The sequence below is a fragment of the Microcoleus sp. Pol11C3 genome, assembly GCF_036701485.1.
Classification (GTDB): Bacteria; Cyanobacteriota; Cyanobacteriia; order Cyanobacteriales; family Microcoleaceae; genus Microcoleus.
The window spans coordinates 1-23,498 of sequence record NZ_JAUBQW010000058.1; the positions used below are offsets into that span (position 1 = coordinate 1).

Here is a 23,498-nt window from a genome sequence, read left to right on the forward strand (position 1 = left end):
TGCTAATTTACAACTCTAGATGCCTGTTTTAATTTGAATTCGGTTTGGTTCTGATCCTTCCCTTCAGGGCACTACCTCTTATCTCTTAGTCCGCGTCGGCTGACATCGTTTGTATAGACGCGGTTTCAAGCGCCGGGTTTTTGCCCGTTACAGATTTTCCGCCAGCGAACCGTTGACTCTGTTATTGTAGGCAGTAGCTAGATTATTTTGGGTTTGCGTCCATTTTTCACTACGGGGTTCCCGATTACTTAAAACTATTTGATAACCAGTAATGGCAATTTCAATATTGTTCGATTTCTTCCCAGTGGCAAAATTCCTAATATGAATACTCGAATTTTCAATAAGACCGATAATTGAGCTAATTGTTTCTGACTTTTCGCCGCCAATTAACTTCTCGGCTACTTGCTGTAAAGTCTCGGCAAAACTGGCATTAATAAGATGTTGTAGCCCTTCCAACATGGGGTAAATTACTCCTATATCCCCATTGCGATCTTGTTGGGCTTGCAATAATTATAGGAAAAAAGTTGCATACTCTGGGACTTTTTCACTGGCAGAGTTGTTGCTATGTCCGTCATCGTTCATATCGAGGAGTTGCGCTAGGTAACTAGCTAGATGTCGGAGGAATTTAGCGCCATTTTACCATCCTTGTTATGCTAAGGTTGATGCTACTAACTCGCACGTTTCCAGAAATCCGCGATCGAGTAATTCTGAGTTATCCTGTAATATTTGCGGTTCGTCTCCTTTGGGGGCATTCAGCAGGGTGTGAATTAATTGCAGATAGGCTTGGGTGCGGTTTTCTTCCATTGTGGGGAGTTCTGAATAACACCGGATTTTATTTTATCATGGTTGGAGTTGGTTTGATGGGTGGCGAGAAACTGGGTTTTTGCGAAGATATTTAATCTGAGGCGAAGATATCGGAAAAAACCCAGTTTCTGAGATTGTTAAAGCTGCCTCACTTTAGGCATTAGCCAGCTTCTTTTGAATCATTGCCCAATATTCAGGGAAATCCTCACGGGTATATACTGTTAAAGCTGCTTCATAAAAGGATCTCGCCTTTTCGAGATTTTCATCCCGCGAACCGTTGATTCTGTCATTATGGGCATTACCTAGGTTATATTGAATCATGGCCCAATCTTCAGGAAACTGTTCGCGGGTACGAACAGTTAAAGCAGCGTCAAAAAATGCGATCGCGTGATCGATATTTTCATCCCGCGAACCGTTGATTCTGTTGGCGTAAGCAGCAGCTAGGTTATTTTGAGCCATAGCCCAATCTTCCGGGAAAGCCTCAAGGGTATATACTGTTAAAGCAGCGCCATAAAGGGCGATCGCCATTTCCACATTTTCGGCCCGCGAGCCCTTTATTCTGGTAATATAGGCAGCAGCTAAGTTGTTTTGAGTTTGAGCAAACTTTTCGCTTCCGGGTTGCCGATTATTTAAAACAAGTTGATAAGCGGCAATGGCAATTTCAATATTATCGGCTTTATTCCCACCGGAAAAATTACTAATATTAATGCTCAAGTCTTCAACGAGACTGACAAGTGAATCAATAGTTTGTGCATTTTCGCCCGCAATTAATTTCTGCATTACTTGCTCTAAAATGTCCGCAAAACGAGCATTTAGTAGATTTTTTCGTTCAGCTAGCATCGGGTAAATTACTGCTGTACTGCTATTGCTACCATCTTCGGCTTGCAATAATTCTAGAATAAAGTTTGCATACTCTTGGGGATTTTCACCTGCCGAGATATCACCATCGTTGATATCGATTAATTGTACTAGCTGGCTGATCAGATTCCGCAGGAAATTAGCGCCGTTTTGTCCTCCTTGCTGTGCCATTTTTTCTGCTACTAACTCGCAAGTTTCCAGAAATTCGACATCCAACAATTCTGAGTTATCCTGTAATATCTGCGGTTCTTCTCCGTTGGGGCAATTCAGCAGGGTGTGAATTAGTTCTAGGTAGGCTTGGGCGCGGCTTTCTTCCATTGTTGGGGAGTTGTGAATAATGTCGGGTTTATTTTATCATGCTTGTGGGTGGGTGGCCAGAAACCGGGTTTTTGCGAGAATATTTGGTGAGAGGCGAAGATCTCGGAAAAAACCAGGTTTCTGAGATTGTGCGTGCACACAAACCGCCCAGTTTTCTAATTCCTACACAATGCTACCTTTGGCATTAATCTATCCAAAATTTGCTCGATCGCAATTACTGTCCAATCAATATCAGCTTCTGTGGTTTCTCGCCCTAGAGTCAATCGAATTCCACCCACTGCGCCGATTTCGTCATATCCCATTGCTAATAATATCGGACTGGGTGTTAGTTTGCCGCTGCTACAAGCGGCACCGGAACTAATGCCAATTCCGGCTAAATTTAGCTGTCTTACCATAGTTTTGCCTGTGATTTGCTCTGTGTCTCTCTTTTGGTAAGGGCGACAGGAAGGGGAGACAATGCAAAAACTGGTGTGGTGCGGCAGTCGGTAATATCGATCGCCAGTTGGTACTAAACTGGGTACGTGGGATAATCGGTCAAAAAGTCGATCGCGCAATGCAATTAACCTCGGTGTTTCCACATCCATTTCCTGCAAAGCCAACTCCGCAGCCACTCCAAAACCGACGATAGCGGGCAGTGCTTGCGTTCCTGAACGCAGTTTCAACTCTTGTCCGCCCCCGCCTAACATTGGCACTAATTCTACTCCCTGACGCACGTAAAGCGCCCCCGCACCTTGCGGCCCGTAAAGTTTGTGACTGGAAACCGAAAGCAAGTCTACGGGCAGTTTCTGCACGTCAATTGGCAGCTTGCCGGCAACTTGAACTGCATCGGTATGAAACATGATATTGCGATCGCGAGCAATTTGTCCTAATGCCTCAATTGGTTGCAGCGTCCCAACTTCGCTTTGTCCGTAAATGATTGAAATTAACACTGTATTCGATCGCAGCGACTCTTGCAAATCCAAAGGGTGAATGCGCCCAAATTTATCCACTGGTAGGCGCGTCACTTCCCATCCCAACTGTTCGAGTTGTCGCGCCGGTTCTGCTACTGCGGAATGCTCTACGCTGGAGATAATAATATGCTGCGGTTTTGTATAAAGACGGGCAATTCCCATAATTGCCAAATTGTCCGCTTCAGTGCCACCACTGGTAAAAATCATCGATTCCGGTAGCGCGTTAATCAAGCTAGCAACCTGCATTCTTGCTAATTCTAAAGCAGTGGCCGCCCTTTGTCCCCACTCGTGCAAACTGGAAGGATTTCCCCACTGCTGAGTGAGAGCTTTTTGCATGGCTTGAATCGCTTCTAGGCGTGCGGGTGTTGTGGCGCTATAGTCGAGGTAAATTTGCATGATTTTAAAGGAAGAAGGAAGAAATAAGAAGGAAGGAAGAACAACGAAGAACGAAGAAGGAAGAGATACACAGCACGCTTTTTAGCGATCGATATTTTACGTTTAAAGTGGATTTACAACTAATGACCAATGCCCCATGCCCCATGCCCCATGCCCCATGCCCCATGACTAACTTCCTGGTTTGCAGACGTTGTAATCTTCGTGCGACAAAACTTTTTGGGGAATTAAGAAAGTGCCGCAATCTTCACAAAGCATTCTGTAGTTGCGAGTTACAGGAATACTGATTATCAAACGGTTGTGACGCAGGCGTTTGCCGCCGAAATCTCTGTAATTCTTATTGTCGCCCAAAGCTGCTATAATGGCGCGAGCTTTAGTAACTACGTGGTCGGGCAGACCTCTGAGATCGATGATATCTCTAGCAAATGATGCTTCCCTCTCTTGTTTTTTGGTTTGTTTTTGTGTCAGCACTTCAAGGTAATGCTGCTGCGCCACCAACTCTTGCGTGCAGCGATGGCACGCTTTACCATATCCTTTGTGACCGCACGGAAAAATTCTTTTTCTTTTAGCCATAAAGCAGCGGTATAGGGTTTGACCCACGCCCCTGAATGCTGCTACCCTACCAGTGATGCTTCCGGCATCGAGGCAGTTCTACAAGACGTAAAATCTATTCCCTTGCATAAATTTAATAGGTTGTAACTTTACTTGATCCAATAGCTTTGAACTTTGGGAAGCCTAATAACCTCTATTTTTTTTAATTTTGTGGCTGTATTATATTATCATTTAGTCGGTTTGTGTTGTGCTGGTCTGGTGGCGCTCAATCTGGTGGGCTGCGGACAAACAAAGCAAGACGTGCAGAATTTACCTCTGAGCCTGGCTCCATTGCCTCAAGACCCCTTGTTGCAAGTATACTTCAATCAGTCGATCGCTTCGAGTTATACAGAGCCTTACCGCCAGCAAACTAGACCTGGAGATGATTTAGAAAACTTGATCGCTGTTGCGATCGCTAATGCTGGATCGACGGTAGATGTAGCGGTTCAGGAGTTTCGCTTGCCCAGTATAGCGAGGGTTTTGGCGTCTCGACAACGATCGGGAATTAAAGTGAGATTAATTGTCGAACATATCTATAGTCGCCCTTGGAGCGATTTTACAGCTCAGGATTTAGCGAAATTACCGGAAAGAGAGCGCGATCATTATAGCGAATTTGTGCAACTTGCCGATCGCAATAAAGACGGTAAATTAACGGTCGAGGAAATCAAGCAAAATGATGCTTTGGTAATTGTCAAGGATGCGGGGATTCCTGTAATTGATGATACTGCTGACGGCAGTAAAGGCAGCGGTTTGATGCACCACAAATTTGTGGTGATTGACGGCAAAACCGTAATCGTTACTTCGGCTAATTTTACCACAAGCGATATACACGGCGATTTCAAGACAGTAGCAAGTCGCGGCAATGCGAACAATTTGCTTAAAATTCAAAATGCTCAAGTAGCGCAACTGTTTACTCAAGAATTTAACCTGATGTGGGGCGACGGGCCCGGAGGCAAACCGGACAGCAAATTTGGAATCAAAAAGCCGTTTCGTCAAGTGCAAAAAGTGAGAGTAGGGAATGCGACAGTTGCAGTGCAATTTTCGCCTACAACTGCGACTTTGCCTTGGGAAAAAAGCGGCAACGGTTTGATAAATCGAACTTTGGGTAGTGCGAAAAAGTCGGTTGATTTGGCATTGTTTGTATTTTCGGCTCAGCGATTGTCCAATACTTTGGAAATTGAAGCTAGGCGAGGAGTTGCGGTGCGAGCTTTAATTGACTCTAATTTTATTTATCGCCCTTACAGTGAAGGTTTGGATATGATGGGTGCGACTTTCATCCAAGATTGCAAGTTAGAAGCTGACAATCGCCCTTGGAGAAAGCCGCTGACTACGGTGGGAGTGCCGCTGTTACCAATGGGGGATCGCCTGCACCACAAATTCGGCGTTGTGGACGGCAAAACGGTGCTTACAGGTTCTCACAACTGGAGTGAGGCTGCAAATCACGGGAATGACGAGACGCTGCTGGCGATCGAGAGTCCCACGGTTGCAGCCCATTTTGAGCGTGAGTTCGATCGGCTTTACAAAGGTGCAATCTTGGGAATTCCCGCTCGAATCAAACAGAGAATTGATGCTAAGAAAAAAGAGTGCGATTTACTACAAGCAGCATCAAAATCTGCGGATGCTCAACCTCAAATGGCTGCGGGTAACAAGTTAGTTAATTTGAATGCAGCGACTCAGGAAGAATTAGAAACTTTGCCTGGGGTTGGCCCGAAGTTAGCCGAGAGAATTATTGCAGCGCGGCAACAGCAACCTTTCACCTCTTTGGAGGATGTGGCACGGGTACAGGGAGTCGGGGACAAGATTTTAGAGAGATGGCGCGATCGGGTAACTTTTTAAGCTAAGTTCGCAGCATCGGACTTCAGTCCTTTCTTATCAAACTCTATATTAGAAAGTGTAAAATTAATTAAGAGAACTCAAACCGGAGCGCAGATAAATATGTCTCAGTCTGTTTTACCAGTTTCGGAAAACGATCGAGTTGATGCTTCGCCAACCTTAACTTTTGAAGAATATCTTGTTTATCAGGGAGAACCTGACGTTCTATACGAACTTCACAGGGGAAAATTAATACCGATGGCAGCAGCAACGGCTTTACACGCAAGCATCTGCGAATTCTTAGTTTATATATTGCAGCGTTACTTAGCTGAACACAATCTCGATTTGGTGGCAAAAACTAATGTGGGAGTGAGAACGGAAGAGAATTCCTCGCGCATTCCTGATGTGATTGTTTGTACTCAAAGTCTTTGGGAGGAACTGCTTGCCAGACCTGGTGCTGGTGTTTTCGATTTGAATGAAACGCCAGTGTTAATTGTTGAAGTTGTCAGCCAAAACGAGCGTCAAGATTACGTGACAAAAAGAGCCGAATACGAAAATGCTGGAGTGCCGGAATATTGGATGGCAGACCCGAAACCTAACCGGACTAGGGTGAGAGTTGTAACTTTGCCGGAAAATGAGACTGCTTACGAACAAACGAATTTTGTGCCAGGGCAAAACATCGTGTCTTTGCAGTTTCCCGATCTAGTTTTATCAGTGGATCAAATTCTATCTCCCCCACTTGTCGAAGATTTAATTAAGGAGGAGTATCAACGCACAGGGCGACTGGCGGCGCGTTTGCGGGAGATGGGAATAGACCCGGATGCTATTTAATTGATTTTTTGTGGAACAGGCATCTTGCCTGTTCCACGAGAATCAAGTAATGGGATGAAAGTAAAATGCCGATCCTAACACAATGTATGTTGCTAAAAGGAGCACTCCTTCGAGCCAATTAGAGCGCCCGTCGAGACTAATTAAATTAGCAATTGTCACGGCAATGGCAACTGCAACTACTTCAAACGGATTGAAGTTTAAATCCATCGGCTGATGAATAACTAATCCGATAATCACCAACACCGGCGCTACCAGCAAAGCAACTAGCAAACTCGAACCCATTGCGACAGAAACTGACAAATCCATATTGTTTTTCATCGCAACTCCCACCGCCGTTACATATTCGGCGGCGCCGCCAACAATCGGCAACAGAATTACCCCGGTAAACAGCGGCGTCAATCCCAATCCTTTGGTAGTTTCTTCGACAACACTAACGAAAATTTCTGATTCAAAAGCAACGGCAACAGTTGAGGCAACTAGCACTCCTATCCACAGCCACAAATTGGGTTTGTGCGTAGTGGATTCCTCTTTGGTATTTTGAGGATTTTCTGACTCTAGTTCTAGTAACCCAACATCGTAAAGATAGCTGTGAGTTTTTAATGAAAATAGCAGAGTTAGAGCGTAAACTGCAATTAGGACGATCGCAGTTATTAAGGAAAGATTCTGAATGGCTGCGGGTTCGACTCCATTGGATGTATAAATTACCATTGTCGGCAGCAGAATCGCAATCACTGCTAGAGTCATTGTGGAACCGTTCACCCGCGCGATAATTGGCTTAAATTCTTGTTCTTTGTAGCGTATTCCCCCTAACAGCATGGAAAATCCCATGACTAAGAGTAAGTTACTGATAATTGTGCCGGTTATGCTGGCTTTCACAATGTCAATTAAGCCGGCTTTCAGGGCAACTATGGCAATAATTAATTCTGTAGCATTGCCGAAGACTGCATTTAATAAGCCGCCTATGGAGGGGCCTGTAACGATCGCCACTTCTTCTGTTGCTGTGCTCAACCAAATCGCCAGAGGTATAATGCCTAAAGCGGATGTGATGAAAACTGCAAGGGAACCCCAGTGCAAATACTCAGCGGCGATGGAAATGGGGATGAAAATTAACAGCGCTATGGAAAGAATCTTTTTTATTGACATAGGAACTCGGATGGTGTATTGAAGAGTGAGGTCGAGTTGTGGGGGCGATCGCAAAGTGGATTTTACACTATTGAACTATTCTCTGACAATTCTGCTGGCGAGTGCGATCGATAATTGGGAATTTTTAACCCCAAATGCACGCAGATCGAGGCAGATTGAATATAATAGAATTATATCGACATCGGTGAAAAGATATGTCTCAATCTGTAGTGCCAGTTGTTGAATCAAAGCAAATTGATACTTCACCCACTTTGACCTTTGAAGAATACCGATTTTATCAAACTGATTCCGATCTACAATATGAACTGTACAAAGGCAAATTAATTCCGATGCCAACCGCAACAGTTTTACATATCAAAATTTGCGAATATTTAGTTTACAAATTGCAGCGTTACCTAGCTGAACACAATCTTGACTTAGTAGCAAAGACAGGCCTGGGAGTAAGAACAGAAGAAGATACCTCCCGGATTCCTGATGTAGTTGTTTGTACTCAAAGTCTTTTAGAACAAGCTGCTGCTAGACCAGGTTCTGGTATCCTCGATTTTGAAGAAATGCCGCTGTTAGTCATAGAGGTAGTGAGTCAAAATCGGCGCGCCGATTATGTGATTAAACGAGCTGAGTACGAACTAGCTAACGTACCTGAATAGACCTCTTGCAAAAGTCCTTTTAATCAAATTTTGGAACGGGCAAGATGCCCGTTCCACAAGAAAAAATGTTTTTTGTGGGATGGGCATCTTGCCCGTCCTAGTTATTTTTGCAAGAGGTCTAATATGTCATTGTTGACCCTACACCTACTAACAAAGAATTGGTGCGAGTTTTAGCCTTTCCTGAAGGGGAAGACATCTATACCCAGACTGATTTTAGGGCGGGGCAACAAATGGTGTCTGTAGTATTTCCCAATCTGACATTATCAGTGAATGAAATACTGTGTCCGCCATTAGTTGAAGGGTTGATTAAAGCAGAACAAGCTCGGTTCCAGGAACTCGAACAAGGGGCTGAAAGATTGGCGGTGAGGTTGCGAGAATTAGGAGTAGATCCCGATCGCATTTAGGAGATTGGATGACCCAGAAGTCAAGAGTTAATTGTTATTAGTTATATCAAATCCGCGCTGCATCGGAATTGTTTAGATATCTCTTCTTTTCATCTGCGTGAATCCGCGTCAATCCCTTGTCATCTGCGCTTGCTGAAATTATCTTCTTTTGACCGCAGATACAGGCAGATAAACACAGATTAACGCAGATGAGTTAGATCTATCGATCGGGCTTGATACTGTGCAGCTATTCAACCCAACGCACCCGCACAAAATGAGCTTCGCGTCCCCAGAAGTCCTGACTTAGAGTAATATCAACAACACTCAAATTAAACGGAATAGCAGTTGTGACGTACCGCTGAGCCAGAGCTCCCACATCAGGAGCTAACTGAGCAGCAGCAGCAGCCGCCGCACCCAAACCTAAAAGTTGCAGAATGGGCCCTCGCGGTAAGGCTAAATTGATGCCGACAGCAAGTCCTGCTGTCAGCAGCATTGCCACTGACAGATTCGTGCCACAGCGGGGATGTACAGCTAAATCCCACTCTCCGCTGCCAATCCGCTGCAAAGCCTCGCGCACTGCCTGACGCAACTGTGCAATGTTAACGTGACCATAAAGATAAAACCCTTGGTCTGTGGACATCCCGCCCAATAACTCATTATCGGTTCTTGCTGTCGTCGCACCAACCGATTGGCTGAGTACCCAAACCGTAGCGTGTTCTAAAGCATGAACTTGGCGCAAAGTCAAGACTTCCTTCAAACCGGGCACAAAATCGAGTTGTCGCAACAAATCAGCATCTTGAGTCCGCTGCGGGGCAAAGTCGAAGGGAAACTGGCCGGTGCGGCCGGAAGCAGAAGCAGTAGTTGTCATATCAAAACGCCTCCATCAACTCAATTAAGTGGATATTTAACATTAGCAATTCGGTTGAGAAAAAGCGGGTCATAAATTATCAATAGTTTTGACTTTAAAACCTAGCAATGGCAGGTTGTGTGCAAAAATTATTAGCCCTCAACCTGCCCTTACTAACAGATAGCACTTATTCCCCGTTTATTGGTTTACCCGCTGGCCCTCACGGAATACTCCCGGAATTCGCCGGCCTCTGGTATCGATAATTGTGCCTTTGCCGTGAGGCAATCCCTTGCGTAACTCTCCCTGATAGCGGATACCGTTGGAGAACGAACAGTTACCCTTGCCATCAAGTTCTTGAGTATAGAACTGTCCCGAACACCGACTGCCGTCAGCGCGGGTGAACGCTCCCGTACCTAAAGGCTTGCCCCCTAAAAATTGACCCACAAAGCGATCGCCATTAGCAAAAATGAATTGCCCTTGTCCCGTGGGCACGCCTACTTTTTGATCGAGAGAAAATGACCCTATATAGCGATCGCCATTAGTAAAAATAGCTGTCCCGGAACTAACTTTGCCATCTCGGAATATGCCCTCCACGCGGGCGTCGTCCTTAAATATAAATTGTCCTCGACCATTTGGTTTGCCCAGACGGAACTGCCCCTCATAGCGATCGCCGCTGGAATATACGTATACCCCAGCGCCACTGGGCAAACCGTTGACGAACTGTCCGATGTAGCTATCACCGCTGTCATAATCACACCTAACTCTACCTGTAGCGATAGCTGGCACGCAGCGACCGGTTCTAGCTTCTGTTCCTTGCGCCATTGAGGGCAAGGGATAAGTCGCGTAACTACCAATTCCCGACACTGATGCAACTAATAAAGCGATTCCACTGATCCAAGAACGGGAAATCATCAATCAACTTTCTCCTATGCGCTTCTGGATATTATTTTCCTTCGTCATTTGTCTTTTGTCCCATTTGTGGTCAAAAGTTGGCTGAAAACCTCAATCATTTATCCTTTACGAAACTCCGGGCTTGCCGTTGCGAAATACCCCCGGAAAGCGCCTACCGCTAGCATCGATCATCGTCCCGACACCGTGAGGCACTCCCTTTCGCAATTCTCCTTCATAGCGCGTACCATTGGGAAAAGTGCAGGAGACACTAGCATCAAGTTCTTGATTGAAAAATCTGCCGGAACAGCGAGTGCCGTCTTTGCGTACCAATACCCCTGGGCCAAAGGGCGAACCTGCAAAGAATTGTCCTTCATAGCGATCGCCATTGTCGTAAAAAAATTGACCCCGCCCAGCAGGTTGGCTGCTAATAACATCTGTCTGAATGTTCCTGACGACTGCGAACTCTCCGACGTAGCGCTCGCCGTTGGAAAAAACGACCGTCCCAGATCTCATTGTGCCGTCTTGGAACACGCCTGTGTAGCGGGCATCATCTTTAAAAATGAATGTCCCTCTACCATTTGGCACTCCCTTCCGAAAATTTCCTTCGTAGCGATCGCCATTAGCATACACGTAGACTCCGCTGCCATCGGGTAAGCCGTTGACGAAATTTCCCTCGTAGTTATCGCCTCCCTCGTAATTGCATTTCACTCTTCCGGTAGGAGGGTTGCCTTGGCAGAAGGGAGGCCGTTTTCCTTCTTCTGGTTTTTTTTGCTCTGGTTTTGCTTGAGCCATTGATGGCTGGGGACTCAAGAGATTAGTGGCGCTGCCGATAAAAGAAGCAACTAATATCACCATCGCTAATTTTTGAATTGAACCGAGCATGATCAATCTCCTTTAACTTCAATTACTAATAGGGATTTTCTAGAAGCTAATACTCGCTGAAAAGTCGTCTATTTTTTAATCCCTGTACTAATTTTACCTTCAGGTTTGAGATCTGCCCTAAATGCAAAAAGGCAAAAATTATAGTTTTTGCCTTTAGCATTTTTCCTGCTTTACTGTCAATTTTTAGCGTCGCGTTGAGCTATTAGTATTTGGCAGACGGCTAATAACTGCATTGGCGGGTTGGGGTTGGCGACTTGCGGGTTTTTCGCCCACACCTTTGGCTACCTCAACGCCGTTTTCCTCCAGAATCACGATCGGATCGGCTCCTTGCTTGAGATCTACCCGCTTCACCAACACTTGCCCGTTAGACAGCCGCTGCCCAACTTTGACATATCGGCTGGTTGGTTCATTCGGTACTTTGACAATCACTTGCGTCTCGTTCCCGACTTTTACCACCCCGCTGACTTCAGTGCCTGTAGCGAGGTCAGTAGAAGGCGGTGGCGGTGGTGCAGGAACTACTGGGATCACGGGAGGAGGCGGGGGATTTGGGTCTACCCACTGGGGCGGGCGCTTGTCTACTGGCAGTTCTGGCAGATCCGGTACTCCTATGGGTCTCGCTGCTATTGGCTGGGGCGGGCGCGGGGGACCCGAACGACGAGGCTGCGGATTCCGCGCATCTTGGGCTCTACCTCCTATTGGCCCAGTTGCAGGAGGACGGGTGCCAGTACCTCTTCTTAGCCTGGCATTCGGGTCTCTCCATTGGGGGGGGCGCTTGTCTACTGGCAGTTCCGGCAGATCCGGTACTCCTATGGGTCTAGCTGCAATGGGTTCGAGTCCAGGCGGGGATGTACGAGTACGACCTAACTGAGGAGGAGTGAGCCCCGGAACTTGTGGCGGCAAGCCAATTTGTCCCCCGGTGCCTCCGGGTAAGGAACCATTACTGCCACCGCCACCTAACCGAGGAGCAGTTAGCCCTGGAACTAGGGGCGGCGAGCCAATTTGCCCCCCCTCACCTCCAGGAAGTAAAGGGCCTCCCGATCGACCTCGTAGTTGCTGAGTGCTCCCTCGACCGCCCGTGGGTGACCCGGGGAGAGTAACCGTCTGATTAGGCCTGTTAATGGGGGGGGGAGCCAATAACTCGGGAAGTTGGGGTAGCACGGCAACTTGTCGCTGTGGCAGTTTGGGGAGTTCTGAGCTAATCCCAGCCGCTCCGTTGGCTCCTGCAGGGATTTGTAATGCGATCGGCGGCAGCGGCCCAAAGGGGTCTAACTGAGAAGGATTGGCTGTCAAAGGGCCTTGGGGCACTGGCTGAAGCGGAAGCGTTGGATTCCTGTCCTTTTTGTTGCCGATGCCTGTTTGAGCCTGTCTTGCTCGTTCGTCTGGGTTGGTCGATCGAATTAACCCTGGAGGCTGGGCGGCTACTACTGGAGACTGGAAAGTCTGAGCTGCTGGGGTGGGGCTTGCCGAGGCGGCCGGAGACGGAGAGGCTGCACTAGGGCTGGGGCTGGGGCTGGGGCTGGCTGTGTTGCTGCCCTCGCCACCGCAGCCTCCGATCGAGAAAGCTAGTAGTCCTATAGTCGCAAAATATAAAAGTTTGTGCATTGCCGATCGCCCCCAAATGCTTACTTAATTTCAAGATATCTAACAAGGCTCTGCAATTACAGCCTGTTGCCGTTTATCAGTTTATCTGTGTTCGATGTTATGCGATCGCTTGAAAATTGCCAAGTTTTCCTGATGATCTGAATCTGGGGGATCGGGCGCTGGGTTTTTTGGATCAAGTTAGGATATTAATGGCGGTCGTTGTGGGAAATATTGAAGCAATCAAGGTATTTAGATAATGGCAAAAGTGATTCTCAAGCGAATTTGGCGATCGGGCTTGGTTTGTGCGAGCGTTTTGGTTGGTATGGGATCGGTGGGGGGCGAGGTGCATTCTGATTCACATCAGCCAGAAACCCAGGTGATGACATTGGTGCGCGATGTGAGTTCCCAGCAGCACGCGCGGCGCAGCTATCCCGAAGGGAATCGCACTATAACGGGATCGGGATTCACAACTGGCAAATTGTACTCTCAGTTTTGGAACCCATCGAATCCTGGTGCCAAACCCCCAGCAAATCAACCGGCTAAGCCACGGGGGAATCCACAGGTATTTCAAGCTAAAATCAAGCGTCGCGCAGGCGGGACGCCGGTGATTGATGTGGTATTTAACGGCAACAAGACTTTTGAGATGATTCTCGATACGGGGGCGAGTGGCACTTTGATTTCTCAGCCGATGGCTACTGCACTGGGAGTAAGGCCGGTGCGTACCGTGAGAGCGGGGATCGCTGACGGTAGCGTTGTCGAGTTCCCGATCGGTATCGTGCGATCGATTCGGGTTGGGGGTGCTGTGATCCAAAATGTCGAAGTGGCAATCGCCAAACAAATGCCAATAGGTCTGCTGGGTCACGATTTCTTTGGTAATTACGATGTCACAATTAAAAAAGATGTTGTAGAATTTTATGTCCGCTGAAAGTGAGCCGATTCGGAAACGGATTGGTGCTCAACTCGTTTAAAGTTATTCCCAGCCCTGTCAAAGCTGTTTAATCTATTCCTTGAGGCAGTAGTAAAAGTCCGCCCTCTGTGGTATTATTCTAAGTGTTTCAATAGCAACCTACCGTTGAACAATTGTGAAAATGCGGCAGCAAAAGCAGGGTCGCTGTTGGTGAGATCGGTAACAGTCTCCGATTGTGGATTCACAGTACAAGGCAAGGTAATCCATTAAACAATTCGCAAAGCAGGTCGAAATTAGATCCCAAAATGCTGTGGCTGAGGGAATTTTGGTAGGCTTTGTTCAGCCGGAGCGTAGAAAATATGTAAACTGATGAGCGGAAGATGTTCCGCAAAATCGGCAATCATGCAGATCGAGAAATTAATTATTGTAAATAAGGTATTCGCATGGCACAAGCGTCTGTATCTCCTGTAGTGCTGATTATTCTAGACGGCTGGGGTTATCGTGAAGAAAAAGACGGAAATGCGATCGCCGCTGCGAACACACCCGTGATGGACAGTCTCTGGGCCGCTTATCCCAGAACTCTGATTAAAACATCGGGCCGGGCGGTAGGTCTTCCTGACGGGCAAATGGGCAACTCAGAGGTTGGTCACTTGAATCTGGGCGCGGGTCGCGTGGTTCCTCAAGAGTTGGTGCGGATCTCGGATGCAGTGGAAGATGGTTCTTTGCTCAACAACCGGGCGCTGGTTGGGCTTTGCGAGAAAGTCCGCACCACGGGCGGCAAGTTGCACCTGACTGGTCTTTGTTCTGAAGGTGGGGTTCATTCCCATCTCAGTCATATTAAGGGTTTGCTGCAATTAGCAAAAGCACAGGGAATTTCTGAGGTTTGCATTCACGCGATTACTGACGGTCGCGATACTACTCCGAAAGAAGGTGTCGAAGCTCTAGGCAAGATTGAAAGTTATATCGCAGAGGTAGGGGTCGGTCGGATTGCGACCATGAGCGGCCGCTACTACGCGATGGATAGGGACAAGCGCTGGGATCGGGTGCAGCGCGCTTACGAGGTGATGACGACTGAGGGTGCTCCTGACGGTCGATCGGCAGTTGATGTGTTGCAGGCCTCCTATGCTGAAGGAGTGACCGACGAGTTTGCAGTTCCGACTCGAATTGCTCCTGGGGCGGTGGCATCGGGCGATGGGGTAATTTTCTTTAATTTTCGCCCGGACAGGGCTAGAGAATTGACTCAGGCTTTTGTAGCGCCGGATTTTAAGGGGTTTGAACGGCAGTTAATTGAGCCGTTGGCGTTTGCGAGTTTTACTCAGTACGACCCGAAACTGTCGTCGGTAATGGTGGCTTTTGAACCGCAGAATTTGAACAATATTCTGGGCGAGGTGATTTCTAAGCACGGTTTGCAGCAGTTGCGGACGGCGGAAACTGAAAAGTACGCTCATGTGACTTATTTTTTTAATGGGGGTCTGGAAGAGCCTTTTATAGGGGAACACCGGGAGTTGGTGCAGAGCCCGATGGTCAGGACTTACGATGAGGCGCCCCAGATGTCGGCGGATATGGTGACGGATGGGGTGGTGACGGCTTTGGAAAAAGGCATCTATTCGTTTATGGTGATTAACTACGCTAACCCGGATATGGTTGGTCATACGGGGATGATGGATGCGACGATAATTGCGATCGAAACTGTGGATAAATGTTTGGGGCGGCTGTTGAGCGCCATTAGTAAAGCTGGGGGTACGGCAATTATTATTGCTGATCACGGAAATGCTGAGCAGATGTTTGACGAGAACAGGAATCCCTGGACGGCTCACACTACTAACCCGGTTCCGTTTATTCTCGTAGAAGGCGAAGGTCTGAAGATTCCGGGTCACGGAACGGATGTTCCTCTGAGGACGGATGGTTGTTTGGCGGATATTGCGCCGACGATTCTGGAGCTGTTGAGGTTGCCTCAGCCACCGGAGATGACGGGACGCTCTATGATTGAACCCGCTAATTTTGAAGTTCGCGCCAATCGCACTCCGGTGCGAGTCCGATTGTAGTAGGGACGCAGCAGTAGGGACAAAGGCGGCGCGGTGCATTGGTGTCAATTTAAGCTGTCATCCGCCCAGTCCTCCCGCCTATCCGGTAGTCCGCCAGGGAATGAATTCCCTGTCTAATAGCGAAAGTCCTCTCAAGAGGACTAATGAGTTTAAAAATTCGGCGTTGGTGAATTGGGGTATGAAATTTGTAGGGGCAATCCCCCCGTGGTTGCCCCACTGCTCACAGCGTAAGCACTTAGAATTACCCCATCAGGCAAAATCATACTTGGATTCAGCAGTACCAAAATTCTTCTTTTCAGTCCTCTTAAGAGGACTTTCGCTTTGAGGCAGGGAATTCATTCCCTGCCGGACTGCGGGTTTGAGGTTAAGTTGACACGCCTTGGACTCTTGGAGTGTCCCTTCATAAATTGCGGGCGATCGACCGAATTTGATATGATAATAAATTACCGATTACTAATTACCAATTACTCCAGATTATGAATATTGTTTCTGTGTTACAAGTTATCTGGTCTTTGTCTGCTTTAGGGCTTGTGATTTTTGTGTTGCTGCACAGTCCTAAAGGCGATGGTATTGGAGGGATTGGCGGACAAGCTCAATTGTTTACCAGCGCCAAGAGTGCGGAAACGAGTCTGAACCGGATTACTTGGGGTCTGTCTATTGTTTTTATGGGTTTGACTGTGATTTTGAGTGCGGGTTGGTTGACGCCTAAGTTATAAGATTCGGATTTTTAACCGCAGATGAACGCAGATAGACGCAGATAATATCAAGTTCATCTGCGTTTATTTGTGTCTATCTGCGGTTGCAAAAATGCGGTTGTGGAAAGTTACGCTAAAACCTCGATTGCGGGCTGGTTTGGGATTGGCTTTATGTTGTTTTAGCCTGATAATTTTTAGTCAGGTTAATACTCCGGCTGCAAGTCTTTCTCCTCTCCCGAATAGTTTGCCCAATCCACAGGTTCACCCTTTGCCGCCAACGCTGGCAAATTGGCAAGATTCCACGGATAGTGGTGATTATTTTGACCAGGTTAAGCCACCGAATTTCGGTCATTTGTTGTGGTCTAAGTTTCCGATTCAGGTTTATGTTGAGCGTCCAGTTGATGCTAATAAATCTGAAGAATGGGTGGCGGCTGTGTTGGATGTGGTGCGGGAATGGGGGGTTTATTTGCCTTTGGAAGTGGTGGATAGTTCGGATGTGGCTGATATTAGGATTTTACGTCGGGCTCCGCCTTTGCGTCAAGGGGTTTTGCGATCGCGCTCTGGAGAGGCTACCTATGAATTGTACGCCCGTCGGGATGGAGATAAAACTGTGTTATCTCATCGGTTTTCGGTTTATTTGAATCCGAATCAAGTGGGTAAGTATATTCCGGCGACAGCGCGCCACGAGTTGGGTCACGCTTTGGGAATTTGGGGCCACAGTTTGATGGAAACTGATGTGCTTTATTTTTCTCAGGTGAGAAATCCTCCGCCTATTTCAGCGAGGGATGTTAATACTTTGAAGCGGGTTTATGAACAGCCGACTCGGTTGGGGTGGGAATTTTAGTTACGCGCGAATGGAATTGGCTTCTACAGAAACTAAGTCCGCCTTCGCGGACTCTAAGAACACGATAGTTAATAGGAAAGAGAAGAAAGATGAAAGATGAAGCTTTTGGGATTGTGCCAGTTTTTGCGACTGAAACTGATAGTTTATTTTTGTTGATTCAACATCAAGCCGGACATTGGGCGTTTCCAAAAGGTCACGCGAATCCGGGGGAATCGGCGCTAGAAACGGCGAAGCGGGAGTTTGAGGAGGAAACTGGCATCCGCGATTGTGAAGTGCTTGAGGAGCCTAGTTTTGTGGAACGTTATTCTTTTGTTAAGGAAGGGAAGCCTAGTTCGGTGCAACATTATTCCTCTGCGAAGGAAGGAGAATCCATTGAAAAGACTGTTACTTACTTTTTGGCTTTTGTAAATTCAAGGGAAGTTCAGTTGCAAGTAGAGGAGGTTCAAAATTCGGCCTGGACTTCCTTTGAGGATGCAGTTAAGCTGATTACTTTTGATGGGAATCGGCAAGTTTTAAGGGAAGTCAAAGCCTTTTTGGACGCGAGGAATGAGTGTTAATCAGTCTTGGAGGCACACACTTGTTTATGTAGAGGTCGCCGCACCTTACGCTATAAGTAGTGTGTCAAAGCAATTTTTGCGTCCACGATTGTTAAGATATAGTCCAATACGGTTCACTTAACACTATTTATACCCCGGAGATCCCCCTAAATCCCCCTTAAGAAGGGGGACTTTGAGGGCATTCTTGTCCCCCCCTTTTTAAGGGGGGTTAGGGGGGATCTGTCTTAAGTGAACCGTATTGAGATATAGTCCGGTTATACGATCGCCATTAAGTTTGTACTAAGGACTTTAGTGCTTAGTGAATACAAGCTTTAAGAGAGGGCTCCAGTCCTTACTACAAACTAATTGTATTGTTAAATACCCGACATCTTCAAGAAGTCGGGTATCTAGGTATTCTGTGAGATTATTTGTTGGTTTTCTGGGCTTGGGCGTGGTGTTGCAAGCGAGAGACAACGTTGTAGGCGTCGGGGCCAGGAGTATCGTGTTCGCCAGAGCCGTCCATGTGGCCGTCAATGGCTTTCCAACCAGGAATTCCGCCTTTTAGTTCGGCTACTTTTTGAAAGCCTGCTGCGCGGAGAAGATTGGCAGCTTCGGCGGTTTGTTGGTCGTTTTCGCCGTAGATGTAGATGTCGCGGACGGGTTCTAGGCTGGCTTTTGCTCGCTCTACTAAGTCTGCCATTGGCATCATTACGGCGCCGGTAATGTGGCTTTTGGTGAAGCTTTCAAAGTCACGAGCGTCGATGATTGTGAGTCCGGGTTCGCCCCAATCTAAACGGGCTTTGAGGTCGTGGCTAGATGCTTGAGCTTTTAAACCGGGAGGGGTGGGGGTCAAATCAGGAAGTTTTTCTTTGATGTCGGAAATTTGGTCGGGAATAGTTTTCATGGGTAAAATGTTGTTCAATGTTTTGATTGCCACTGCAATGTAACAAGATGTGTAGGTTGAATTCGTCTTTCTAAAGGCAGAATGCGGCATTGAACTAAAGTCGCAGTTAAGCTGGGTTGTGGCTGGTTAATTAAGGTTGGGATCGCTACATTTGTTGAGTTTGCTAATTTGTATACGGCGCTGATGAGGATTGTTTTGATTGGAAAGTGCGATCGCTCGTATTTGCTGCGGATAATTGGAAGTGCTATAATCTATAAAACATTTTATTTTATCAATTCATAAGTTTTTAGTCAATGCTCATATTTTGGGTAATCGAATTTTACTGCTGTGATCAGTGACAAAATTATTTAAGAATGAAATCTGCATAAGTTATTCGCAGGTTCCTTGGCGTGCTTGCGGAAAAGTTTAAAATTTTCCCAGCAAGGTTTCTGGTAAAATTTGATAGTAAAAACAAGTATTTAAAGGTATGGATATGTCTGAGCTAGATGAAATTGCGGTGTCTAAAACTTTGACACCCGAAGAGCAAGCGGTGTGGGATGCGAAGGCGAAAGTTCGGGTACTGCTGAATTTGTGGGATTTGAGCGGCGGGAAGATGAAGGTGAAAAAGGGGGATTTGACTAAGCGGATTGTGCGGACTAATGAGACGAGTCAGAGATATGTGGAAGTGCTCGGGGAGTTGCAGGCAACTGGGGCGATCGAGTATTCGCTGGTAAATCGGGTGACGCTGGTGGAATTGAGCGCCAAAGGGAAAGAAGTTTTAGCGCAGGGGCTCAAAAGTCGGGATTCTCTGTTTGAGTTTGATGGTTCTCAAATTGGTACTAGGCTGGGAAATTCTTTGTTGAAGTGGATTCGGCATCAGGATGGTGCGGCGAGTGTTGGGGTTGAGAAAGCGAAGGGGGATGTAGGCGCGATCGCATCCTATGACGATTTTAAGGCTGTGGCGATCGATGTGTATGACAGCTTGAACCGGGATTATAACTTAGATGATTTAGTGCCGATTTATCGGATGCGTCGGGCGATCGGGGAAAGGGTAGGGCGATCTCAGTTCAATGAGTGGCTTTTGGAAATGCAGGCTCAAGATATTCTCCAACTTGTAGGTGGCAGTGTAGAAGACAGCGCCCCCGACAAAATCGAAGATTCTATCACCACAAAAGTGAACGGTTTGCGCTGCTATGTCAAGCGTTTAACCTAATTAACTTGAGTTAGTAGTGCATTCGCTCCTTTATCTTCACACGCACACAAAACGATGAATGACTTTCACTCTTCAATCGCCGATCTCAATAAAGCTATTGCAAGTCAAAACCCTTTTGACAGATCGTTAATAGTCAGGAGCAATGATATTTGGAAGCCAAGTTTTCCTGACGTTCCTTCTATCAATGCTCATGCCTCTGATGCTGTCTTTCAGGCGATAGAGCAAATCCGCGCCGGGTATCGTACAGTTAGTGGCATCACGATCAAAGCTGAAAAAGGTCTAGGAAAAAGCCACCTAATCAGTCGGATTCGCCGCCGCCTTCTAGATGAAGGTGGTTCTTTCTTTGTTTATATGAGCGACGTAGACTATGGAAACTTAAACCGAGTCCACGCTAACTTTCTAAACACTTTGTCTTTAAGCCTGAAACAGATTGGTAACGAAGGCGTAATGCAGTGGCAAGAATTAGCAACTGCTTTGCTCAATGAGGCATTAGGAAAAACTCACATAGCTCAAAATTTAGTCAAGCAATTTTCGGGGGCATTAGCTAAAAATCCTAAATTAGTTGATCGCTTAACTGAAAAAGTGCTTCAACTGAAGTCAAACATCGAAAATCCTTATTTGATCCAGGCTATTCTGTGGACACTTTCTTCAGATAAAGTGAGCTTTGCAACCAACTGGCTGTCTGGAAAAGCCTTGGCACAGGGACAAGCTGATGCAATGGGTTTACCAAATTCTACAGAAGAGGATAAAGAAGGTGAAGCATTTCAGACTGTTTGTCAAATTTTAGACTTAATCGGTGATTACAGAACTCTAGTAATTGGCTTTGATGAGTTAGAGAGTGTAGATCGGAATGAAGCTGGTTTCAGCAGGGCGCAGGTCGCGGCACTCTTAGTAAAAGACCTGTACGGTAAAATTAAACGAGGTGTCTTAATGACAGCTATGTTTGATGAAACTTGGCAATTTCAAATTAGAGCATTACCCCAGGCCGAGTCAGTCACGGCTAGAATGGGTGAAAAGATTTTTGATTTACAGTATCTGAATGCTGATGATGTAGTGACTCTAGTTTCTCAATGGCTCAAAGAATTTTATGACAGTAAAGGTTTAACTCCACCTTATCCCGTTTATCCTTTTCATGAAGGTGAACTGAGAGAACTGGGAAAAGAAAAGTTAATTGTCAGAAAGGTTTTAGAGGAGTGTGCTAAGAATTGGAAAGTGCCTGACGATTCTACTCCACCGCCAACAGCAGCAGATCCACTCCATCAAGTTGAACTTGCTTTTAACAACGAACTGAATGCACTTGAAGAAACAATCGAGAAATATTTTGACGATAGCGATATTTTAGCCGAGGCTCTATATTTCGCCTTTTTTGCAGTCAAAGGGGAGACTGTGGGACGAGTGCAAGTGGAGGAGATTGAAAAGGTACAAACTAAAGCTGTAGACAAAGGTTATCTCGACTTTAGAATTCGAGGCAAAGAAAATGGAAAGTCGGTCAAGATAGTAGTAGCAGTTATTCAAGACTCTATAACAAGGTTTGTGACCGCTGCATTAAGTCGATTAATTGACTATCAAAAGTTTGATATGACTCGCGGTTGTTTAGTTCGTTCTAAAGCTGTTAAACCGAACTCATTAGGAAAACAGTATTTAGATAGACTTCTCTCTCAAGAACTAGGTGGAGAATTTGTCAACCTTGCAACTGAAGATATCAAGCCTTTATTAGCTATTTATTTTGTCAACAAGGCTCGAACAGATTATGATGTAACCGAAGACCAAATACTGGAGTTTATTGTTCAGAAAAAGCTCGCGACTGAAAATTATCTAATTTGTGAAATTCTTAGCGATCCGTCGGGTCAGATTCCTGATGGGTTGGTTGATGAAAATGAGATAGCTAAAAGTACGCTCATACCTGATACCAGGGAAATTAACAACCTCGACGAAGCACTTGATAATTTATTAGGTCAAATAAGTGGATGAGTTATTCTGTTTTTGTTGATACGGCTTTGCAGTTACCTCCGCCAGATGTGGAAGCCTTAATCGAAGGGCGAGTGATTGCAGCCATGCCTCGAATTTTCATCGAGCCTGGTAGGTCATTTGCCCTATATCCAGCCAATATCTCGATTAATTTGCTTCCCCATGAGCAATACTACCGATCGAGTTTTTTACCAATTGCTAAAACCTCATTTTCTCAGTTAAGTTCTGAGACGGTTTTGATAAAAGCTTGGGCTAAGTGCGAATGGTGTCAAATACTAAACGATTCCGAATCATTAGAGGCTTTGTCGCAGTTAACAGTCTGGACAACAGAGGCATTACAGCAAACTCTCCTGCAACGACGTAATATTTTTCTAACTCATCTTCGCGTTTATTTGCTGCCTCAGCCGCTGGAAATGCCAGTGAATCCCAGCGGCAATTTTGTATCTTTGCCAAAGTCTCTAAATGTTACTGATTCAACGCCAGTGTTGAGCGAGTCTATCTTTGCTAAACGCCGTCAAAAGCTGGAAAAACTAGAGCCTCCTGAACATCCAGAATTGGAAGAGTTGCAAAGTGCATTAGTGCATTTATCCACCACAAACACAAAGGCCAAACAACTAGACGCAGAAATCAAAATGTTTCTAGGTTGGTCGGAAAAATTACCCACAACACAACCAGACTCGGATTTAGCGTGGATAAGTGCGATCGCACAAATCGGCAACTCTAGCGATGGTAATACATTTGAAAAGTTAGTCCGCAAAAGTTTTGTCAAGCTAGGTTTTGCCAATTCTAACACCAATCCGAAAGCTAGTCTCAATCCAGAATCAACAGGCGGCGCTGGTGGTTTAGACTTTTATTGCGAGACTCCCTATCCAGTAGCGGGAGAGTGCAAAGCTAGCAAACATGAAAGTGTACCTAATAGTGTAACGGCTCAACTAATTCATTTAGGTTTGACTCACTTGGGTCAAGATAAGTTCGATCGATCCGTTAAAATTATTTTGGCGGCTGGGCCTTTAACTAATCCAGCTAATCAAGCAGCTATTGGTAGTAAAATGAATGTAATTCGCCCGGAAACATTGCAAAAGCTGGTTGAACTGAAAGCTAAGCAACCAGGTTCGATCGATTTATTACAGTTAAAACCTTGTTTGGAACAACAGCCGTTTGGTGAGGAAGCCGATGCTAAGGTTAATCGCTATATTGACGAGGTGCGGGAAAAGCTTAAAGTGCGATCGCACATAGTTCAGCTAGTCAAAGACTTTTTGGAAAGAACAAAATCAACAAGTGTTGAATTTAATCAGCTTCACGGTGCTTATGCCTTTTCTATGTCGCCCCAACCTTTAAAATATGAAGAAATGCACCACATTTTAATAGAACTTTCCTCACCTTTGACGGGTTACTTAGGGCGAATTAAAGGCGAAGATTTAGGGCGCGATCGCTTTTATTTCCTGCACGACTTGCCGATCGATGATTGAGATACGT

At 46.2% G+C, this 23,498-nt stretch carries 23 protein-coding genes; 12 read left to right on the forward strand and 11 right to left on the reverse strand.

The genetic code is table 11. From position 1 onward, the window contains the following. Positions 1-147: 147 nt before the first annotated feature. The 5 genes from QUA40_RS14785 to QUA40_RS14805 all read right to left on the reverse strand — a co-directional run bounded on the left by QUA40_RS14785 (position 148) and on the right by QUA40_RS14805 (position 3,896). Entirely contained in the window at positions 148-507 is a 360-nt protein-coding gene (locus QUA40_RS14785) for a hypothetical protein (protein WP_333127033.1), read from the reverse strand. Between the two features lie 141 nt (positions 508-648). Beyond that, positions 649-804, reverse strand: coding sequence for a hypothetical protein (locus tag QUA40_RS14790; RefSeq protein WP_333127035.1), 156 nt, complete (start codon positions 802-804; stop codon positions 649-651). Positions 805-957: 153 nt separating this feature from the next. Further along, positions 958-1,980, reverse strand: a complete 1,023-nt coding sequence (locus QUA40_RS14795; protein ID WP_333127037.1) for a hypothetical protein — start codon at positions 1,978-1,980, stop codon at positions 958-960. Positions 1,981-2,135: 155 nt separating this feature from the next. Beyond that, complete coding sequence (locus tag QUA40_RS14800) at positions 2,136-3,326, reverse strand: cysteine desulfurase family protein (RefSeq protein ID WP_333127039.1); 1,191 nt, start codon at positions 3,324-3,326, stop codon at positions 2,136-2,138. Between the two features lie 168 nt (positions 3,327-3,494). Then, the gene (locus tag QUA40_RS14805) at positions 3,495-3,896 is read right to left on the reverse strand and encodes a DUF7682 family zinc-binding protein (RefSeq protein ID WP_333127041.1); all 402 of its coding nucleotides are present in this window, start codon (positions 3,894-3,896) and stop codon (positions 3,495-3,497) included. 189 nt (positions 3,897-4,085) lie between these two features. Between QUA40_RS14805 and QUA40_RS14810 the strand changes: the two genes are divergently transcribed. Together QUA40_RS14810 and QUA40_RS14815 are read left to right on the forward strand one after the other, a co-directional pair. Further along, positions 4,086-5,750, forward strand: a complete 1,665-nt coding sequence (locus QUA40_RS14810) for a DUF655 domain-containing protein (RefSeq protein WP_333127042.1) — start codon at positions 4,086-4,088, stop codon at positions 5,748-5,750. A 99-nt stretch (positions 5,751-5,849) separates the two neighbouring features. Then, complete coding sequence (locus QUA40_RS14815) at positions 5,850-6,557, forward strand: Uma2 family endonuclease (protein ID WP_333127044.1); 708 nt, start codon at positions 5,850-5,852, stop codon at positions 6,555-6,557. A 42-nt stretch (positions 6,558-6,599) separates the two neighbouring features. Here QUA40_RS14815 and cax read toward each other — a convergent pair whose 3' ends face one another. Continuing rightward, entirely contained in the window at positions 6,600-7,700 is a 1,101-nt protein-coding gene (gene cax / locus QUA40_RS14820; protein WP_333127046.1) for a calcium/proton exchanger, read from the reverse strand. A 194-nt stretch (positions 7,701-7,894) separates the two neighbouring features. On the opposite strand from cax, the gene QUA40_RS14825 reads away from it, so the two are divergent. After that, a complete protein-coding gene (locus QUA40_RS14825) occupies positions 7,895-8,347 on the forward strand; it encodes a Uma2 family endonuclease (RefSeq protein ID WP_333127048.1) in 453 nt (150 codons plus the stop codon). Positions 8,348-8,508: 161 nt separating this feature from the next. After that, entirely contained in the window at positions 8,509-8,751 is a 243-nt protein-coding gene (locus QUA40_RS14830; RefSeq protein WP_333127050.1) for a hypothetical protein, read from the forward strand. Between the two features lie 226 nt (positions 8,752-8,977). Here QUA40_RS14830 and QUA40_RS14835 read toward each other — a convergent pair whose 3' ends face one another. The 4 genes from QUA40_RS14835 to QUA40_RS14850 form a co-directional block, all read right to left on the reverse strand. After that, entirely contained in the window at positions 8,978-9,598 is a 621-nt protein-coding gene (locus QUA40_RS14835; RefSeq protein ID WP_333127052.1) for a DUF6391 domain-containing protein, read from the reverse strand. 177 nt (positions 9,599-9,775) lie between these two features. Further along, complete coding sequence (locus QUA40_RS14840; protein WP_333127054.1) at positions 9,776-10,489, reverse strand: MORN motif-containing protein; 714 nt, start codon at positions 10,487-10,489, stop codon at positions 9,776-9,778. A gap of 105 nt (positions 10,490-10,594) precedes the next feature. Continuing rightward, positions 10,595-11,350 carry an MORN motif-containing protein gene (locus tag QUA40_RS14845; protein ID WP_333127056.1) on the reverse strand — a complete coding sequence of 252 codons (756 nt, stop codon included), beginning with the start codon at positions 11,348-11,350 and terminating at the stop codon, positions 10,595-10,597. 183 nt (positions 11,351-11,533) lie between these two features. Next, positions 11,534-12,952: a hypothetical protein gene (locus QUA40_RS14850; protein WP_333127058.1), complete on the reverse strand. Its 1,419-nt coding sequence runs from the start codon at positions 12,950-12,952 to the stop codon at positions 11,534-11,536. Positions 12,953-13,187: 235 nt separating this feature from the next. Between QUA40_RS14850 and QUA40_RS14855 the strand changes: the two genes are divergently transcribed. The 5 genes from QUA40_RS14855 (at position 13,188) to QUA40_RS14875 (ending at position 17,979) form a co-directional block, all read left to right on the forward strand. Continuing rightward, positions 13,188-13,856, forward strand: coding sequence for a retropepsin-like aspartic protease (locus QUA40_RS14855; RefSeq protein WP_333127060.1), 669 nt, complete (start codon positions 13,188-13,190; stop codon positions 13,854-13,856). 425 nt (positions 13,857-14,281) lie between these two features. Continuing rightward, entirely contained in the window at positions 14,282-15,883 is a 1,602-nt protein-coding gene (gpmI, locus tag QUA40_RS14860; RefSeq protein WP_333127062.1) for a 2,3-bisphosphoglycerate-independent phosphoglycerate mutase, read from the forward strand. 476 nt (positions 15,884-16,359) lie between these two features. Beyond that, a complete protein-coding gene (gene secG / locus QUA40_RS14865) occupies positions 16,360-16,599 on the forward strand; it encodes a preprotein translocase subunit SecG (protein ID WP_333030803.1) in 240 nt (79 codons plus the stop codon). A 91-nt stretch (positions 16,600-16,690) separates the two neighbouring features. Beyond that, positions 16,691-17,422 carry a peptidase gene (locus QUA40_RS14870; RefSeq protein ID WP_333127064.1) on the forward strand — a complete coding sequence of 244 codons (732 nt, stop codon included), beginning with the start codon at positions 16,691-16,693 and terminating at the stop codon, positions 17,420-17,422. Between the two features lie 89 nt (positions 17,423-17,511). Further along, positions 17,512-17,979: an NUDIX domain-containing protein gene (locus QUA40_RS14875; RefSeq protein ID WP_333127066.1), complete on the forward strand. Its 468-nt coding sequence runs from the start codon at positions 17,512-17,514 to the stop codon at positions 17,977-17,979. Positions 17,980-18,382: 403 nt separating this feature from the next. Here the strand turns inward: QUA40_RS14875 and QUA40_RS14880 are convergent, their stop codons facing one another. Continuing rightward, the gene (locus tag QUA40_RS14880) at positions 18,383-18,862 is read right to left on the reverse strand and encodes a rhodanese-like domain-containing protein (RefSeq protein ID WP_333127068.1); all 480 of its coding nucleotides are present in this window, start codon (positions 18,860-18,862) and stop codon (positions 18,383-18,385) included. A gap of 472 nt (positions 18,863-19,334) precedes the next feature. Between QUA40_RS14880 and QUA40_RS14885 the strand changes: the two genes are divergently transcribed. Genes QUA40_RS14885 through QUA40_RS14895 form a run of 3 tightly spaced genes read left to right on the forward strand, consistent with a single transcriptional unit; the run spans position 19,335 to position 23,491 of the window. Then, positions 19,335-20,054 carry a hypothetical protein gene (locus QUA40_RS14885; RefSeq protein WP_333127070.1) on the forward strand — a complete coding sequence of 240 codons (720 nt, stop codon included), beginning with the start codon at positions 19,335-19,337 and terminating at the stop codon, positions 20,052-20,054. A 54-nt stretch (positions 20,055-20,108) separates the two neighbouring features. Further along, positions 20,109-22,025: a hypothetical protein gene (locus QUA40_RS14890; RefSeq protein ID WP_333127072.1), complete on the forward strand. Its 1,917-nt coding sequence runs from the start codon at positions 20,109-20,111 to the stop codon at positions 22,023-22,025. Beyond that, entirely contained in the window at positions 22,022-23,491 is a 1,470-nt protein-coding gene (locus tag QUA40_RS14895) for a DUF1802 family protein (RefSeq protein ID WP_333127073.1), read from the forward strand. The genes QUA40_RS14890 and QUA40_RS14895 overlap by 4 nt, the downstream gene beginning before the upstream one ends. Positions 23,492-23,498 lie beyond the last annotated feature (7 nt).